At 41.7% G+C, this 16,000-nt stretch carries 21 protein-coding genes; 10 read left to right on the top strand and 11 right to left on the bottom strand.

Going from position 1 to position 16,000, the window contains the following annotated elements:
- Nucleotides 1–27 precede the first annotated feature (27 nt).
- Together MKX49_RS22510 and MKX49_RS22515 are read right to left on the bottom strand one after the other, a co-directional pair.
- Nucleotides 28–1,344, bottom strand: coding sequence for a glycosyltransferase (locus MKX49_RS22510; protein ID WP_063595929.1), 1,317 nt, complete (start codon nucleotides 1,342–1,344; stop codon nucleotides 28–30).
- A 23-nt stretch (nucleotides 1,345–1,367) separates the two neighbouring features.
- Entirely contained in the window at nucleotides 1,368–2,573 is a 1,206-nt protein-coding gene (locus MKX49_RS22515) for a glycosyltransferase family 4 protein (RefSeq protein WP_340877867.1), read from the bottom strand.
- A 195-nt stretch (nucleotides 2,574–2,768) separates the two neighbouring features.
- Here MKX49_RS22515 and wecB point away from each other — a divergent pair, with 195 nt between their 5' ends.
- Entirely contained in the window at nucleotides 2,769–3,905 is a 1,137-nt protein-coding gene (gene wecB, locus MKX49_RS22520) for a non-hydrolyzing UDP-N-acetylglucosamine 2-epimerase (RefSeq protein WP_323598614.1), read from the top strand.
- 148 nt (nucleotides 3,906–4,053) lie between these two features.
- A complete protein-coding gene (locus MKX49_RS22525) occupies nucleotides 4,054–4,224 on the top strand; it encodes a Fe3+ hydroxamate ABC transporter substrate-binding protein (RefSeq protein ID WP_340877868.1) in 171 nt (56 codons plus the stop codon).
- A 254-nt stretch (nucleotides 4,225–4,478) separates the two neighbouring features.
- Here MKX49_RS22525 and MKX49_RS22530 read toward each other — a convergent pair whose 3' ends face one another.
- From MKX49_RS22530 to MKX49_RS22545, 4 genes are all read right to left on the bottom strand, one after another.
- Nucleotides 4,479–5,249, bottom strand: a complete 771-nt coding sequence (locus MKX49_RS22530) for a sulfite exporter TauE/SafE family protein (protein ID WP_340877869.1) — start codon at nucleotides 5,247–5,249, stop codon at nucleotides 4,479–4,481.
- 34 nt (nucleotides 5,250–5,283) lie between these two features.
- Nucleotides 5,284–5,748, bottom strand: coding sequence for a DUF523 domain-containing protein (locus MKX49_RS22535; protein ID WP_214774116.1), 465 nt, complete (start codon nucleotides 5,746–5,748; stop codon nucleotides 5,284–5,286).
- Between the two features lie 221 nt (nucleotides 5,749–5,969).
- Nucleotides 5,970–6,212, bottom strand: coding sequence for a DUF2584 domain-containing protein (locus MKX49_RS22540; protein WP_048686484.1), 243 nt, complete (start codon nucleotides 6,210–6,212; stop codon nucleotides 5,970–5,972).
- A gap of 50 nt (nucleotides 6,213–6,262) precedes the next feature.
- Entirely contained in the window at nucleotides 6,263–7,051 is a 789-nt protein-coding gene (locus tag MKX49_RS22545) for an alpha/beta hydrolase family protein (protein WP_252267928.1), read from the bottom strand.
- Nucleotides 7,052–7,186: 135 nt separating this feature from the next.
- On the opposite strand from MKX49_RS22545, the gene MKX49_RS22550 reads away from it, so the two are divergent.
- The 3 genes from MKX49_RS22550 to MKX49_RS22560 are packed head-to-tail and all read left to right on the top strand — an operon-like array spanning nucleotide 7,187 to nucleotide 9,767.
- Complete coding sequence (locus MKX49_RS22550) at nucleotides 7,187–8,188, top strand: ABC transporter substrate-binding protein (RefSeq protein WP_095679328.1); 1,002 nt, start codon at nucleotides 7,187–7,189, stop codon at nucleotides 8,186–8,188.
- Nucleotides 8,189–8,215: 27 nt separating this feature from the next.
- Nucleotides 8,216–8,986, top strand: a complete 771-nt coding sequence (locus tag MKX49_RS22555; protein WP_340877871.1) for an ABC transporter ATP-binding protein — start codon at nucleotides 8,216–8,218, stop codon at nucleotides 8,984–8,986.
- A complete protein-coding gene (locus MKX49_RS22560) occupies nucleotides 8,976–9,767 on the top strand; it encodes an ABC transporter permease (protein ID WP_222620005.1) in 792 nt (263 codons plus the stop codon). Before MKX49_RS22555 ends, MKX49_RS22560 begins: the two co-directional genes overlap by 11 nt.
- A 232-nt stretch (nucleotides 9,768–9,999) precedes the next feature.
- On the opposite strand, the gene ytkD is transcribed toward MKX49_RS22560, so the two are convergent.
- A complete protein-coding gene (gene ytkD / locus MKX49_RS22565) occupies nucleotides 10,000–10,470 on the bottom strand; it encodes an RNA deprotection pyrophosphohydrolase (protein WP_340877872.1) in 471 nt (156 codons plus the stop codon).
- A gap of 113 nt (nucleotides 10,471–10,583) precedes the next feature.
- The gene (locus MKX49_RS22570) at nucleotides 10,584–10,934 is read right to left on the bottom strand and encodes a hypothetical protein (RefSeq protein ID WP_048686500.1); all 351 of its coding nucleotides are present in this window, start codon (nucleotides 10,932–10,934) and stop codon (nucleotides 10,584–10,586) included.
- Between the two features lie 226 nt (nucleotides 10,935–11,160).
- On the opposite strand from MKX49_RS22570, the gene MKX49_RS22575 reads away from it, so the two are divergent.
- On the top strand, nucleotides 11,161–11,427 hold the full coding sequence (locus MKX49_RS22575) for a DUF6154 family protein (protein ID WP_370020242.1): 267 nt from the start codon (nucleotides 11,161–11,163) through the stop codon (nucleotides 11,425–11,427).
- Nucleotides 11,428–11,523: 96 nt separating this feature from the next.
- Here MKX49_RS22575 and MKX49_RS22580 read toward each other — a convergent pair whose 3' ends face one another.
- Entirely contained in the window at nucleotides 11,524–11,964 is a 441-nt protein-coding gene (locus tag MKX49_RS22580; protein ID WP_048686502.1) for a Dps family protein, read from the bottom strand.
- Nucleotides 11,965–12,088: 124 nt separating this feature from the next.
- Between MKX49_RS22580 and ytzI the strand changes: the two genes are divergently transcribed.
- The gene (gene ytzI / locus MKX49_RS22585) at nucleotides 12,089–12,244 is read left to right on the top strand and encodes a YtzI protein (RefSeq protein ID WP_034310518.1); all 156 of its coding nucleotides are present in this window, start codon (nucleotides 12,089–12,091) and stop codon (nucleotides 12,242–12,244) included.
- 37 nt (nucleotides 12,245–12,281) lie between these two features.
- Here the strand turns inward: ytzI and MKX49_RS22590 are convergent, their stop codons facing one another.
- Nucleotides 12,282–12,755: an S-ribosylhomocysteine lyase gene (locus MKX49_RS22590; protein WP_034310515.1), complete on the bottom strand. Its 474-nt coding sequence runs from the start codon at nucleotides 12,753–12,755 to the stop codon at nucleotides 12,282–12,284.
- 209 nt (nucleotides 12,756–12,964) lie between these two features.
- On the opposite strand from MKX49_RS22590, the gene yidD reads away from it, so the two are divergent.
- From yidD to MKX49_RS22605, 3 genes are all read left to right on the top strand, one after another.
- Nucleotides 12,965–13,186: a membrane protein insertion efficiency factor YidD gene (gene yidD / locus MKX49_RS22595; protein WP_207118056.1), complete on the top strand. Its 222-nt coding sequence runs from the start codon at nucleotides 12,965–12,967 to the stop codon at nucleotides 13,184–13,186.
- A 121-nt stretch (nucleotides 13,187–13,307) separates the two neighbouring features.
- Nucleotides 13,308–14,258, top strand: coding sequence for a metal ABC transporter solute-binding protein, Zn/Mn family (locus MKX49_RS22600; RefSeq protein ID WP_340877874.1), 951 nt, complete (start codon nucleotides 13,308–13,310; stop codon nucleotides 14,256–14,258).
- A gap of 176 nt (nucleotides 14,259–14,434) precedes the next feature.
- Nucleotides 14,435–14,809 (top strand): hypothetical protein, encoded by a 375-nt coding sequence (locus MKX49_RS22605; RefSeq protein ID WP_340877875.1) that lies wholly within the window; start codon nucleotides 14,435–14,437, stop codon nucleotides 14,807–14,809.
- A gap of 41 nt (nucleotides 14,810–14,850) precedes the next feature.
- Here MKX49_RS22605 and MKX49_RS22610 read toward each other — a convergent pair whose 3' ends face one another.
- The gene (locus tag MKX49_RS22610) at nucleotides 14,851–15,915 is read right to left on the bottom strand and encodes a DctP family TRAP transporter solute-binding subunit (RefSeq protein WP_054398972.1); all 1,065 of its coding nucleotides are present in this window, start codon (nucleotides 15,913–15,915) and stop codon (nucleotides 14,851–14,853) included.
- Nucleotides 15,916–16,000 lie beyond the last annotated feature (85 nt).

The following is a 16,000-nucleotide window of genomic DNA, read 5'->3' on the forward strand; positions in this document are numbered from 1 at the left end:
TCTATTTTTCTGCTGCACTCAAATTTGTTAGGCTGTTTGATAGATTTCGATAAAGATTTCCTTCTCTTGTTTCCAATTGTATTTTTGTCGTGCCTTCAGGCAGTTTTGGCTCATTTCCGCCCTTTTTTCAGGATGCTTCAATAAATAATTGACACCTTCGGCAATTGATTTTGGATCATGCGAATCGACACATACACCGATTTTTTCCGTATCGACAACCTTTTGTATTTCTGGAAAGCTGCAGGCAACCACTGGCACACCGCTCATCATGTATTCAAACAATTTATTTGAAGAAGCGGAGTAGTGATTAAAGCAGACATTATTCAATATCTGAAAACCTAAATACGCATTTTTTGTATAATGGAGCAGCTCGTCGACCGGAACCTTCGGCAGGAACTTCACACGATGCTCCAGATTCATGTCGCTTACTTTCTTCATTAATTCATCCTTGATCCTTCCATCCCCGATAAAAACTACCGTTCCGCCCTCGATCATCGGTACAGCATCAACCAATTGCTCTAACCCTCTTCCCATTTGAACGCCGCCTTGGTATAACAATATCGGTTCATTCTCTGGCAAATCGAGCAGCTCATGCAAATTCACGGCCGTACTTTCCTCCGGATTGGTTGGAATCGGGTAGTTATGGACCACCTTGGGATACAGACCATATAAGTCTTCGTTATACTTAGCTCTCGTATGGTTTTCAGCAATCATTTCATCGACGAACATTAATAGGAATTTCTCCATCATCCCGTAAATTCGGCTATTATATCCCGTTCTGCTCGTTTGTACTTCATGCGAGTCATAAATCAGCTTTTTCCTTCTCAGCCATTTACTGCTGATCGCTCCCTGCATGAGCGTATTCAAGTCATTTGAATGATAGAAATCATATTTCCTTTTCCGGCCATGATAGATCATTTGACCAAAAATGTAGCTCCTCGTTAATAGTGTCGGCAGCTTCGTTTTAGTGATGAACAGGGTGCCCAGCGCAAGGAGTGCAAATGCACCGAACAGTATTCCCGATCCCACCCAGCCGTTGATCAAGTTCAAATTCCACAGCGTATTCCAGATCAATAAGGCAAATAGAACGATTTCAAACTTCTTTTTCTTCAATTTGCCTACGATCCTGAGAATCTTATTAAGCGCCTCCCAGCGGTTATTCACCCTAGTGACCGAGAAACCATTTTGGTGTTTCTCCTTTTTGGCCAAACCTTCGATTTTCCAGTTATGAATGGCAATTAAATCGACTTCATAACCCGCTTCTGTAAGTGCTGTGCATTCTCTTAGAACCCTCGCATCGTTCGTAAAGTGATTCCACACGAACATACATACTTTCTTCGCCATGTTGTCCTCCACTTCCGGATTTTTCAGCCTGACGCTTTCATCACGTTGATGAGACCTTTAATATTTTTAGACCACTGAAAATGTTGTTTAGCATACCGATGACCGTTTTCTCCCAGTTCTTCACGAAGGGCCGGATCTGAGGCCATTGTCAATATATGCTGACAGATTTCATCAACATTTCTGCTCTCTGCCACCAACCCGCATTTCGCCTCCATGAGCATCTTCTTGGCCCTGCCGTCCACATCACCGACAATGGGTTTTCCGACACACATATAATCGATGATTTTACCGGGCAGGACCTTATTGAAGACTTCTTTTTCAACCAAGCTCACATAGGCAATATGAGACGTTGAAACTTCATGAAGAGTCACTCTTCGATTCATCGCATTAATCATCTTTATATTAGTCAGCCCTCTAGAGCTTATCTCCTTCTCCACTTCGGATATCCGATATCCATATCCAATCATCGAGAACTCGATTTGTTTATGTTCCCTTAGCTTTTCAGCGACGGCTATCAGTTTTTTCAAGTCCTGGGCCAGTCCGATATTCCCCGCATAAACGACCTTGATTACCTTTTCCGATACGGGTGTAAGCAAGTTCTTTAACGTCAGCTCATCCGCTGTAAGCGAATTGGGGATGAATTGAATGGCCTCTTCCTTGACTCCCTTTGCAACGATATAATCCCTGAAACCAGGGCTATTGATGATAATAAAATCTGAATGCCTATATAGCTTCCTTTCCAGGAAGAAGGCGATTTTCAAAACCCACTTATTATTAAATACGCCTACACCTATCAACGATTCCGGCCATAAATCCCTGACATCGGTAATGAGTTTCGCCTTCATCTTTTTCTTGGCGATCAACGCTGCCAATGTAGGGAAGATCGGCGGGGTCGTGGCAAACACATAATCATATTTTTTTTCGAGACGGATGATTGTATAGATGAAAAGCCACATCGCTTCAAGATAATGAAGCAACCGCTTCCCCATATTGCTTGTATACCTCTTCACTTTGTCCGGCTTAATCCTGATGACATCTTCTTCAATGCTATCTTCATCCCAAAACTTTGTATCTTGATATAAACTTTGATTAGGATAACTCGGCTTCAATGTGATGACCGTTACCTCGAATCCGTTTCTTTTCAAATGGAGATATATATTTTTCATTCTATTTCCCGCACTTCCGATTTCCGGATAAAAGTTTTGCACGATCATCAGGACGCTTTTCATATTCGCCTATCACCTCTATTCTGCTTAGCTTACTTCCTGCTTTATATTGTAAATGCCAGATATTAACTTAAGGTTAAAGAAGTATAAAGTCATTATTAATATTGTAAAAATTCTGTTAATAATTGTTTCGTTTTTATATTTCCCATGAACTTCCCGTTATAATGGGGGAGACATTCAGAAGGGGAGGAAATGAGCATGCCTAAACAACGTATTAAGGTCATGACCGTATTTGGTACAAGACCAGAGGCTATCAAAATGGCACCAGTCGTTTTGGAACTGAAAAAGCATCCAGAAGAAATAGAGACCATCGTGGTGGTCACCGCCCAGCATAGGGAAATGCTCGACCAAGTCTTGCAATGTTTTCAAATAAATCCAGATCACGATTTGGATATGATGAAGGATAGACAAACATTAGAAGAGATTACAACTCGAGGGCTTGAAAAATTGAGTTCGCTCATGAAAGAAATAAAACCGGATATCGTCCTCGTACATGGGGATACCACGACAACTTTCATCGCCAGCCTGGCAGCTTTCTATAATAAGATACAGATTGGTCACGTTGAAGCTGGTCTGCGGACTGGTAATAAGTATTCTCCATATCCTGAAGAGATGAATAGGCAGCTGACAGGCGTCATGGCTGATTTGCACTTTGCCCCTACAAATCAGGCGGCAGAGAATCTAATTTTGGAAAATAAAAAGAGTGATTGTATCCATATTACTGGCAATACGGCTATCGATGCTTTGAAAACAACAGTACGTAAAGACTATGAACATCCGATTCTATCTGGTTTGAATGGAGATCGCATGTTATTGATGACAGCGCACAGACGGGAAAATATCGGAAAACCAATGGAAGAGATATTCCGTTCCGTCAAACGGCTGCTTGAAGATTACAAGGATATCCAAGTTGTTTTCCCGCTTCATAAAAACCCGGTTGTTCGTGAAATTGCTTACCGGATTTTCGGTGAAACGGAAAGGCTTCACTTAATAGAGCCGCTTGAGGTGCTTGATTTTCATAACTTTGCGGCGCACGCCCATCTCATATTGACAGATTCCGGAGGGGTGCAAGAAGAAGCTCCCTCACTTGGCGTTCCTGTCCTTGTGTTACGCGATACAACAGAACGTCCGGAAGGAATCGATGCCGGTACCCTTTTATTGGCAGGAATCGAGGAAGAACGAATTTATCAATTAGCCTCAGAATTACTTACAAATGAAGAAACCTATAAAAAAATGGCGACAGCTTCCAACCCATATGGAGATGGATTCGCTTCAAAGCGGATTGTCGATATCCTATTAACGCATTGCGAAGTGAAATCACCCCTTCCATTATAAAAAATAAAATAGAGAGAAAAGCCTGTCACGTAAGAGCGGCAGGCTTTTTCTATTCAGCCAGATTATGAAACGGCTGCTTTCATTTTCGATAGTTTGGGGAGATTTAAAGTTTCATTGAAGTGAATCGTATTACCTTGGAGGTGTTGTAATGTTCGGGAAAGATCCCAATTGTGTTAAATGTGGTAAAGAAATTAAGGGGGAAGAATTCGTTCTTGTGAAAATGCGTTATCCGAAGGGTAAAGGGATGACTGAAATAAAATCATATTTAAAAAATGAAGGAAGTTTCATCTGCGAAGCTTGTTTTGATAAGAAAATTTAATTCTGTCGAATGGATAGTCAACACGAAACAGGAGGATTAGTATGAAAAATCAAGTTACCCTCTATTTAATTTTTGATGGACAGCTATAGACGCATTGGCCTTTTATGCAGAAGTATTTCATGGTCAACTGCAAATCTACGGGGAAGCTGATTTCCCAACACCTGAAGAAGCAAATGACCTTGTTTAAAAGTGGCCGAAAATACGCCTTGTATCCCCGGCCATTTTTAATAGGCATTCATTCGCTGAATACTCCATCAAAAAATATGAAAATAATTAAGGACATTTTTTCCAATCAATAAAATCGTGACGCAAATGAATAAGATACGGACATAGGAAGCACCTTTCTTTATGGCGAAGTTCGTCCCTGCCAATGCTCCCGCGACCATTGCAAGACCCATCGGGATTCCATAGGCAAAATTGACGGTCCCCATAGATAAAAAAATGATAAGTGCGGCAATATTGCTTCCAAAATTCAATATTCTTGCATTCCCGGCAGCCTGGACAAAATCAAACCCAATGATGAGAAATGAAAATAATAAAAAGGAACCTGTGCCTGGCCCTAGAAAACCATCATAAAAACCAATCGCAAATATTATGACTATCAAAAGAATCATTTTCTTCCTTGTCAGCCCTTTATACTTTGCGTCTTTACCCCAATCCTTTTTTACCAATGTATAAAACGCGACAATGACCAGCAAGATCAAAATGAGGGGCTTCAATATCTCTGCGGAAACGAAATGTACAATGTATGCTCCTAACGCCGCTCCAATCACGGTGATCGGAAACAGCTTGATGACGAATTTGAAATCCACTTTTCCAGCCCGAATGAATGAAATCGTACTCGTTAAAGACCCCATGGTACCCGCCAGCTTGTTAGTGGCAAGTGCCGCTGAAGGCGATATTCCCGTGAACAATAAAGCAGGAATGGAAATTAACCCGCCCCCGCCCACTACGGAATCGATGAATGCGGCAATAAAACCCGCAAGTACTAAAAATAGCAAAGTATAGAGATTGATATCCTCCATGTATTCCCCTTCTTTCAAAATCTAATGCCATTACTCATTTTTCACCCAGGTAATCGAATAACCTTTCTTCTGAAATGACCGTGAACCCATGCCTCCTAAGCAAAGCCGCGGTCACTCCATTCCCGACCTTCTTCTTCCCCTTGAATTCCCCATTATAAATCGTGGCACTCCCGCAGGATGGACTGTTTTCTTTTAAAACGACTAACGTCGCCCCTACCTCCTGGGCTTTCAATAACGTAAGATTCGCTCCCTTTATGTACAGTTCCGTTACATCCCTGCCCGACTTTTCGATGATCTTCGCTTTTCCATCAAGGACATCCCCACCTTCACCGCCAACTATTTCAGCAGGTTCCCTCGGGGTCGAAAAACCGCCAAGCAACTCAGGACAAACAGCTATAGCCTTTTTCTCCCTCATCAATGCCATAATTCCATCATCCAAGCTGTGAGTACCATTGTATCTTACCTCAAGGCCCGCTAAACAAGAACTCACCAAAATCATCAAACCACCCCGCCTCATGCACTTTACACCATTTTACCACTCTTTTCGTGACAATCATTTCGAAGATTGAATATCCACCAGGGATTCTACGCTGATAGAATCCCGTTTTGCTTGGGTCGAATTTTTTCCACACAGGCCGAATTATCCGCGCATCTGTCGAATTCTGCAAAAATAAAAAAAGCGCTTGCAGCGAAGGCGATTCCCGGCAAGCGCTTGTCTATTTAGTTAGTTGAATTCAGTGATAGCAGTTGGTACGTAATGATGGTCTTTTCACTGGTCCATTCAATTTTTTGGATAACGGCTGTTCCGCTTGAATCAGATTGGATCGTTTTGCGGACATCGATTGGAATATCGATAGGGTATAACCTGTAACCAGCTTTCGCCAGCCGAAAAGTGTTTTCTTCTTCACGGGTTTCGTTCCCTTTTGTAACGATCATGGTATTTAGCTCCATAGGCATGCCCATGTGTATCTCCTCCTCTTGCCAATATACTTAGTATATCCTTCATTCTATCATTATTCTGTTTTACTTTTCATCCAAGATGTTAAATCTTCGACTACTTTTCTGTTCACGGCAGGCGGGAAGTAATGCGTGAATTGAGGGAAATACCAACTTTCGACCTCTTTATCATGCATTTTCAACCTTTTTTCCAGCCGGTATGCGTGTTCTATGGCGACATTGTCATCTTTTTCACCATGTATGATCAGGACGGGTACATTCAAATCTTCAATCGCAAACAATGGAGTACGGTATTCATATTGATCCGGGCATTTTTTAGGTGTTCCGCCGATGACACGCTTCATCATCCGACGCATATCGACCCGTTCGACATATGTTAAAAACATATCCGACACACCTCCCCATGTGACGATCGACGCTGCATTCCTGCAGTATATCCCAGTCCACAGGGCCATGATGCCGCCACGGGAAAACCCGAGGATATGAATGTGATCCTTGTTCACTCGGGGATGCTGTTCAAGAAGATTGAATCCTGATATCGCATCGAATCGATCTTCGCCTCCAAAATCCTCATCCCCCTCCCCGCCTTGATTTCCACGGTAAAAAGGAGCAAAAACGATGAAACCTTCTACAGCATACTGCACGATTCTTGCAGGCCTCACCTTGCCGACATTTTTAATCCCGCCGCGTAAATATAAGAAGGCGTCATGTATTTCGCCATCAACCGGTTCAGCCAGCAAACCCTTTACCTTCAGGCCTTGTGATATGTACGTAACTGAATAAAGATGGATTCGTGGATGCGGTGATGGAAACCGCTGTTTTGAAATAATCGTTCCGTTCTCCAATTTCCACTCTCCTTTCTCTTTATTCTTATTGTAAAACATCCGCTTGTTTTTATCCCCTGAGAGGCATTCACATTTTTTTCTTCCGTTCATACGATAATGTAGGCAAAATACCCATATATCAAGGAGGAAGGAATTTTGAAAAAATGGTGTAAAGCAGGTGTCGTATTTTTACTTCTGTGCGTGCTGGTGATCCCGCTTGGCGCATGCGGCAACAAAGAACAGGAAACAACGAAGGTCAGGGTTGCCGAAGTAACCCGCTCCCTTTTCTATACACCGCAATATGTAGCGATCGAAAAGGGATTTTTTAAAGATGAGGGCCTCAGCATTGATTTGAAAACGACGGCAGGCGGCGACAAGACGATGACCGCTCTCCTTACGGATGGAGCAGACATTGCTCTCGTTGGTTCTGAAACATCTATTTATGTCCAGGCGCAGGGTTCAAAAGAACCGGTCATCAACTTCGCTCAATTAACACAGACGGATGGAACGTTCCTTGTTTCACGTGAAAAAATTGACAACTTCAATTGGGATATGCTGAAAAACTCTACATTCCTAGGCCAGCGCAAAGGCGGGATGCCGCAGATGGCCGGCGAGTTCGTATTGAAAAAACATAACATAGACCCGAAAAAAGATTTGAACCTCATCCAGAACATTGATTTTGCGAATGTCGCAACTGCCTTCGCTTCCGGAACCGGCGATTTCGTTCAACTGTTCGAACCAACGGCCAGTGTGTTTGAAAAAGAAGGAAAAGGCTATATCGTCGCTTCTTTCGGCACCGAGTCCGGTCATCTTCCATATACAGTTTATATGGCTAAAGAAAGCTATTTGAAAGAAGACAAAGAGACTGTCGAAAAATTCACGAGGGCCTTGAAGAAAGCACAAGATTGGGTTCAGGAAAACGATGCTGCCGAAATTGCCGAAGTCATTCAGCCGTATTTTGAGGATACCAATCTCGAGACGATGGAAACAGTTATCAACCGCTACAAAGAACAAGGATCCTTTGCCACCGACCCCATTCTTGATGAAGAAGAATGGAACAATCTGCAAAACATCATGGACGAAGCAGGCGAGCTTCCATCACGTATAAGCCATGAAGAGCTGGTCAATACCGACTTTGCTGAAGAAGTCACAAAATAACATAGCAAAAGGTAAGGAGGATGTCCGATGAGCTTTTTAAAAATCCAAGACATTCACCATACTTATTTTTCAAATCAGACGGCAGCGACCGCACTTGCGGACATTTCCCTCGACATTGAAAAAGGTGAATTCGTCTCTTTTCTAGGTCCGAGCGGCTGCGGAAAAACCACCCTGCTTTCCATCATCGCCGGGCTCTTTCCGCCCACTTCAGGAAAGATCCTGCTCGAAAACAAACCGCTGAAAGCCAACAGCGACCTTTCAATCGGCTATATGCTGCAGCAGGATTATCTATTTCCATGGAAGACGATAGAAGAAAATATCTTATTAGGATTGAAACTGATTAAAAAAGATGAAGGACTCGAGAGAATAAAAACGCTTAAACTTTTAAGTGACGTTGGATTGGGAGACACCAGAAAATTATATCCGCGCGAACTATCGGGAGGAATGAGGCAAAGGGCTGCACTGGCACGGACACTGGCAGTCGATCCAAAAATCCTTTTGCTTGATGAACCGTTTTCAGCTCTTGATTACCAAACCAAGTTGAAGCTGGAAGACCTTGTTTTTGAAACCCTGAAATCCTTCGGAAAGACAGCCGTCCTCGTCACCCATGATATCGGTGAAGCCATTGCAATGAGTGACCGCATCTTTCTGTTTTCCGCGAACCCGGGAAGCGTGCACAAAACCTTCAAGGTGCCCGATGAATTGCGTGAACTCACGCCTTTCCATGCACGCAACCATCCACAGTATCCGATGCTATTCCAAACGATCTGGAAGGAGCTTGAGAGCCTTGAATATTGAACAGCTTCATAACCAATATAAAACCTCATTAAAAAAAGAAAACAGGCTCATTCGCTTTTATCAGATCCTGATTTTCATCGTTTTTTTCAGCAGTTGGGAATTTTTATCCAGGAAGGAACTGATCGATCCGCTCATCTTCAGCTCCCCGACTAAAGTGTGGCATCTTTTCATACAGAAATTGGGTGATGGAACCCTGCTATCCCATTCCGGAGTGACGCTATTCGAGACCGTTCTCGGCTTTATCATAGGGACACTGCTTGGAACGATCTTGGCATCCCTGCTTTGGTGGTCGCCAAGATTATCCAAAACACTTGACCCTTATCTCGTCATTTTAAATGCGATGCCGAAAGTGGCACTCGGCCCCATCATCATCGTAGCATTCGGCCCTGGATTTCCATCCATCATCTCGATGGGGGCGATCATCTCCATCATCATCACCACCATCGTCGTCTACACCGCATTTCGCGAAGTGGACCCGAACTACCTGAAAGTACTCCAAACTTTTGGCGCCACAAGAACACAAGCTTTTCGGGAAGCCATATTACCCGCATCCTTCCCAACGATCATCTCGACATTGAAAGTGAATGTCGGCCTCTCCTGGGTCGGCGTCATCGTAGGGGAATTCCTTGTTTCGGCCAAAGGACTCGGCTACCTAATCATTTATGGCTTTCAAGTCTTCAACTTCACCCTCGTAATGCTTGCCTTGATGATCATTGCCGTCTTTGCCACAATCATGTATCAACTAGTGGAACTGCTCGAGCGAAAATTAATCAAAGACTAACCAAACTGCCGATAACCCTCGGCAGTTTTTCACTCATGCTGAGTTAAAACATGAATGTAGTTACGTTCCTGCATTTTACTCGTGAGTTTACTCGTAAATTTTGATGATTTACCCGTGAATCGGACCTTTACTCGTGAATTCCGCCGGTTTACTCGTGAGTTCCGGCTATTTACTCGTGAGTTTCGGACATTTACTCGTGAGTTCCACCGGTTTACTCGTGAGTTCCTGCCATTCACTCGTTTCTTTGCAAAATGCCATCATCCAGTCTCGATATGCTCAGCGGTACAATCTCATCTTTCATGATGAAGCTAAACTCCTCACCGAGTACATCCGGCAATGATTCCATAAAGATCGGGCCTTCCGTTTCCAGGTAATTTTGTTTCTTCTCTATTTCACGCAATTCGGCATAGTATATTGATTTAACGAATGGCTTCACTGGATCATGCACTTTATATTGTCCCAAAAATTGCAGCTGGTCCACCAAGCCTCCTGTTTCTTCATACACTTCCCGTATGGCCGTTTCTTCAATGGATTCCCCTGCTTCCCGTTTACCGCCAGGGAACTCGAATCCCCTTTCTCTGTGTTTGGTCAATACCCACCTGCCCTTATATCGGCTTAGCACAAAAACATGCCAAGGCTCTCCAAAGACAGGATTCTCGGAGAATTCGACCTTATATCCGTTCTTATCAAGAAATCGTTTCATTTTTCCCCTTCTCTCCGTATAAGAAATGGTGCCATGCTCCTTGTTTCATTATATGGGTAAAAAAAATCACTATCCAGAGGGAATCTGCATTACATCAAAAAAACGATGGACCCTCAATATTCGAGGCCATCGTCTGTTGGTTTTGCCTGTAGTATCCCCATGCTTTCTATATGCCGTCTTCCTTCTTCAGTACCCAGGGCGTAAATCATTTCGTAAATTTTTTGAAGGGTGATATCCTGCTTATCATTTTCACGGTCAAAATGATATTGAAGGTATGGGACATGTGCCCGGTAAAAATTTTCTTCCCCTATTGAATAATTGTAATCAAATAATTCACGTAATTTGATGATTTCATTATCTGTCGCTTCGATTTCGAAGTTCCATGGAGAACTTTCCCTATCTTGTGTTATCTGTCCATTCGGAAGCCAAATGTAATATTTTTTCCTGTCTTCAGACACATTCATCCACCCTTTCCATATATCCTACGCTTATTTTTCACGTATTTCCCCACTTCATACAATGGAAAATTTTGTTTACAGAAGGACAAAGATGTTAAATAATAGATTAAAGTATCTTTCAAAGGGTAAAACATATAATAAGCCCAAGCATCCCTTAAGATTTTTATATGCACCCAGAGGTTTTTTTGATAACCTACATATAAAGAGATAACGGATTTCTAATAAATGTGAGGTGAAAGTTTTGAAGTTAATTGAAGAATTATACAATATGTACCGTGATAAGATGACTGGTGATGAAGAAGATATTGATATGCTTACGTTTGCGGTTCTGGAACAGCTTGACCGCAAGGAAATTTTCGAATTGCTTCAAGAGATGGATGATCAGGAACTAACCAATTTAATGGGCCTTTACATTATTGAAACGTTAAAAGGGAAGTTCGCTCAAAATAGTATGAGCGACACGAAACCTACACATTTTCCGCCTAGGAATATTCATTAAATACATACCATGTCAGGTGTCCCTCTTTTGATGGATGCCTTTTTTATAGGTTTAACCCAAAAAAAAGCCCTGCCGAAGCAGGGCTTTTCCTAAATCTTAATGTCCTAAATACGCACGCAGCATCCAAGCATGTTTGTTTAAGCTTTTCTTCATGCCTGTCAGCATATCGGCCGTAACCGGATCTTCTTGTTCGGCAACTTCGATGATTTCCAGGAACTCTTCGGAAAGCTTTTCAAAATCACTGATGACGCTTTGAACCATATCTTCTGTATTTTCATTACCTGTCGCTTCTTCGATCGTCGTTAATTCCATGTACTCTTTAAGGGTAGCAACCGGCTTTTCACCAATGGCCAATAGTCTTTCAGCCAATTCGTCATAGTTGGATGTCACTTCTTTATATAACTCTTCCAATTTTTGGTGCAATTCAAAGAAGTGCGGTCCATTCACGAACCAATGGTAATTATGAATTTTCGTATAAAGAACACTGAAGTTTGCAATTTCCTTATTCACTAAAGTTCCTAATTTTTTCTGAGCCATAAATATCTACCTCCGTAAGTTGGTTATACCTTTATAATTCCCTCTATTCGAAAATTGAAACATTAGCTGACTCGGTTCTTATGCTAAAATGAATCTAAATTGTGAACGTTAGGAGCTGTAAAGTATGATTACGGTTTTAGTTATCTCCATTATTGTGATTCTGATTGTATTGGCACTATCGGTCTTAACAATCGGAAAAGGTTACAGCTACAAGCATACAGTGGATCCGGTCAAACCTTTGCCAGAGGATGAGGGAAAAAAAGAAGAACCCGAAAAATGAAAAAAGTTCCTGTCACAAATGGACAGGAACTTTTTTATTAACCGAAAACTTTATGAAGATCTTCTTTATCTTGTGCAAGCCAGAAATTCATTAATTTCTTAGCTCCTTCAAGATCATGCAATTTTGCTTGGCCGCATTGTTTTTCGTTTGCAGCAGGAATTTCGGTAATTGTAACAGCATCCTTGAATGTATCTTCAAGAACATCGATGATTTCCGTCACAGTCGGCTCGCCGCTGACCACAAGGTAATATCCTGTTTGACATCCCATTGGCGAAATGTCAATAATATCAAAGTGATCGAAGCGCTCGGAATGCTTACGGATATTGAATGCAAGCAAATGTTCCAGGGTATGGATCGTGTCCGGCTTCATCGCTTGTTTGTTCGGCTGGCAAAAACGGATATCAAATTTATTAACAACACCGTCTGTTCCTACCTTATGGACACCGCAATGTCTAACATATGGGGCTTTAACAGCGTTATGATCTAATTCAAAGCTTTCAACTGAAGGCATTTAATTCACTCCTTAATTGTATGTCATCTCTATTTTACCTTGAATAACAATATATTTCATCCTTTAAAATTAATTCTCATTATATCAATCGGATTACCAATAGGCTCATTCCTTTTTTACCCTTTTTGGAAATTTAGAAAATATGCTATAATGGAGGGTAGTCAATTTACTCGAAAAGAGCTGAAAGCATCGTGTTGAAAAAAATAGTAATGGGAATCATCCGTTTTTACCAAGTTGCCATCTCTCCATTAAAACCGCCTACCTGCCGTTTTTATCCAACTTGTTCCCATTATGGTTTGGAAGCGGTCAATCGTTTCGGACCTATAAAAGGAAGCTGGTTAGCACTCATCCGGATTCTTAAATGTCATCCGTTTCATCCAGGGGGCATTGACCTTGTTCCCGAAAAAAAAGAAAAAAGTGAGGACCAATAGAAAAAAACCTTGCTTTCCTTTGCAATCTTTTGTATCATACAGAAGTCAAATCGTAATCATTTCGTTTTTACCACATAAAATTCAAATCGTAATCAATACGAATTATAAAGGAGCATATCATATGAAAATTCGAGCATTGCTCTCCCTTTTACTTGTTACTGCGGTATTTCTGTCAGCCTGCGGCAACTCAAAGGGAGAATCGAGTAAAAAGGAAACCAAGGATGCCTTGGATATATATACGACGGTTTACCCTTTACAATACTTCACTGAGGCCATTGGCGGGGAGTACGTGAATGTCGAGACGGTTTATCCTCCAGGAACGGATGAACACTCATTCGAACCCTCTCAAAAAGATATTGTGAAAATGGCTGAATCAGACCTGTTTTTCTATATTGGCTATAATCTAGAAGGCTTTGTAACCAAGGCTGAACCAATTCTAAGCAAAGAAGGCGTCAGCACAATTGCGGTGGGCGAAACGGTTCATCTTGAAGAAGAGGAACATGCACATGAAGAAGAACATGCACATGAAGAAGACGGTCATGACCATGGGGGCGTTAATCCGCATTTATGGTTAGATCCCGTCTATTCCATTGACATGGCTAAAACCATCAAGGACGAATTAACGAAAAAAATGCCTGAACAGGAAGAATACTTCAACAGCCATTTCAATGAGCTTTCCGAAAAGCTTGAGGCACTTGATGAAAAATTCGCTACGACGATCGAGTCGGGCCGTACCAATAAGATCATCGTTTCCCATTCTGCATATGGTTATTGGGAGGAACGCTATGGATTGGAACAAATTGGCGTCACAGGACTAACATCTTCAAACGAACCTTCTCAAAAGGAACTGGGGAAAATCGTAACCATGGCTGAAAAAGAAGACTTGAACTACGTCATCTTCGAGCAGAATATCAGTTCTAAACTTACCGAAATCATCCAAAAGGAAATGGGAGCGAAATCACTTGAGCTCCATAACCTTTCCGTGTTGACGGATAATGATATCGAAGCCGGCGAAGATTACTTCAGTTTAATGGAAAAAAACGTAAAGACACTGCAAACTGCCTTGCAATAGACGAGAAAGAAGCGGCTCCCTTTGGATTCGCTTCTTTTTTGTACCTCTTTTGTCAGCTTATTTGAGTTGGAGTTTCGGTTCCTGACAAAGCATGATAGCCTCCTGTTCTAAGCAACTATGATAAGCTTTAATCATTACAATTTATGGAATAATTAAATGCTTAGAGAGGGGAAAATATGAAAAAGGTCATAAATGGAAGTTTAACGTTTCTACTCCTATCGATGCTAGTTGCTTGCACGGATGAAAAAGATGATTACGCTAGAATTCATTCGAATCTTTTGCCCAGTGAGGGTCATACGTATTCGCTCCAAACCGTTGGTAAAGAAATTACATTTGATTTACTAGAAGAGAGTAATATAACCAATGTGGGCCCAATTACAAATGAAGCATCTTACAAGTCATTGAATGAGCAATATCCAAAACTTGATTTAAAGAAAGAACCTGCATTCATCTTGTTTGATGAAAATGGTTTAGTTTTAAAAACATATGATTATGAAGAGATGATTGATTTTTTACAAAATCCAGAAGAGTCATTCTATCGGGAACGATAAAGAAGAAGGGAACCCCTTTCAATGGGATTCCCTTACGTTAGTTATTCCTTTAAATACTTCTCACGGATCTTTTCCATTTTCGTCATCAATTCGGTTCCAATCGTGGATTCGAATTCCGGATAGATGACGGTCATCTCATCCATCCATTCTTTCTTTTCTTCATCTGACAGTGTATAGATGTCGATATTCGATTTTTGCTGGATTTCCCTTAGCTGTTCCTGATTCAATTCATTTGATTTGATCCATAGCCATTTCGTTGTATCATCCATCGCCCGTTGGATTTGCTGCTGAATATCCAACGGGAGTTTGTTCCAAAACTGCTCGTTTATCATGACTACATACCCTAAATAGCCATGATCACTGATTGTTAAATATTTTTGCACTTCATATAATTTCTTGGAATAGATATTCGAAATCGTATTTTCCTGGCTGTCCGTTTCGTTGATCTCAAGGCTTTTGAACGTTTCATTAAACTCCAGGACAGAAGTTGTCGCCCCAAAATGCTTGAATTGGCTTTCCAGGACTGCACTTGGCATGATTCTGAAATGCTTTCCTGCAAAATCACTTGGATGCCGTATCGGTTTACTGCTTGTAATTTGTTTATAGTTATTCGACCAAAATGCGAGTCCTTCAATATCGATGATATTCAGCTGCTTAAGCAGCTCTTCCCCCACTTCCCCATTCAACGCTTCCTGCAAGGCAGCGTCCGTTGGAAAGACGTAAGGGAGGTCCAATAGCATCCATTTCTTTGATATGCTCGTAATTTTAGATGCAGTCGGTGCAATCATCTGCACCTTGTTTTCTTGTAATGCCTCAATTTCTTCCTGATCACTATATAATGACTGATTAGGATAAACTTCTATTTTGACACGATGGTCTGTATATTCATCGACAAGTTGGGCAAATCGGTTCGCAGCTAGCCCTTTAGGTGTATTTTCGGCAACGACATGACTGAACTTAATCACGATTTGATCCTTCATCCCGACCTGCTCCTCATCCTTCGGCAAATTGAAACCGAAGCTTGTAAAGAACGATTGAAACGATATATACACGGCTATCAACAGCCCCAAGCCAATTAATAAGAAATACCCCCATAATGCACGCATACCGACAACTCCTCACCGCTCACTTCACATTATCACTATTCTATCACAGCTTTTTACTGTCGTAATACACTGCGCGAAAAATAGC

Source organism: Peribacillus sp. FSL M8-0224 (genome assembly GCF_038003055.1).
Lineage (GTDB): Bacteria > Bacillota > Bacilli > Bacillales > DSM-1321 > Peribacillus > Peribacillus frigoritolerans.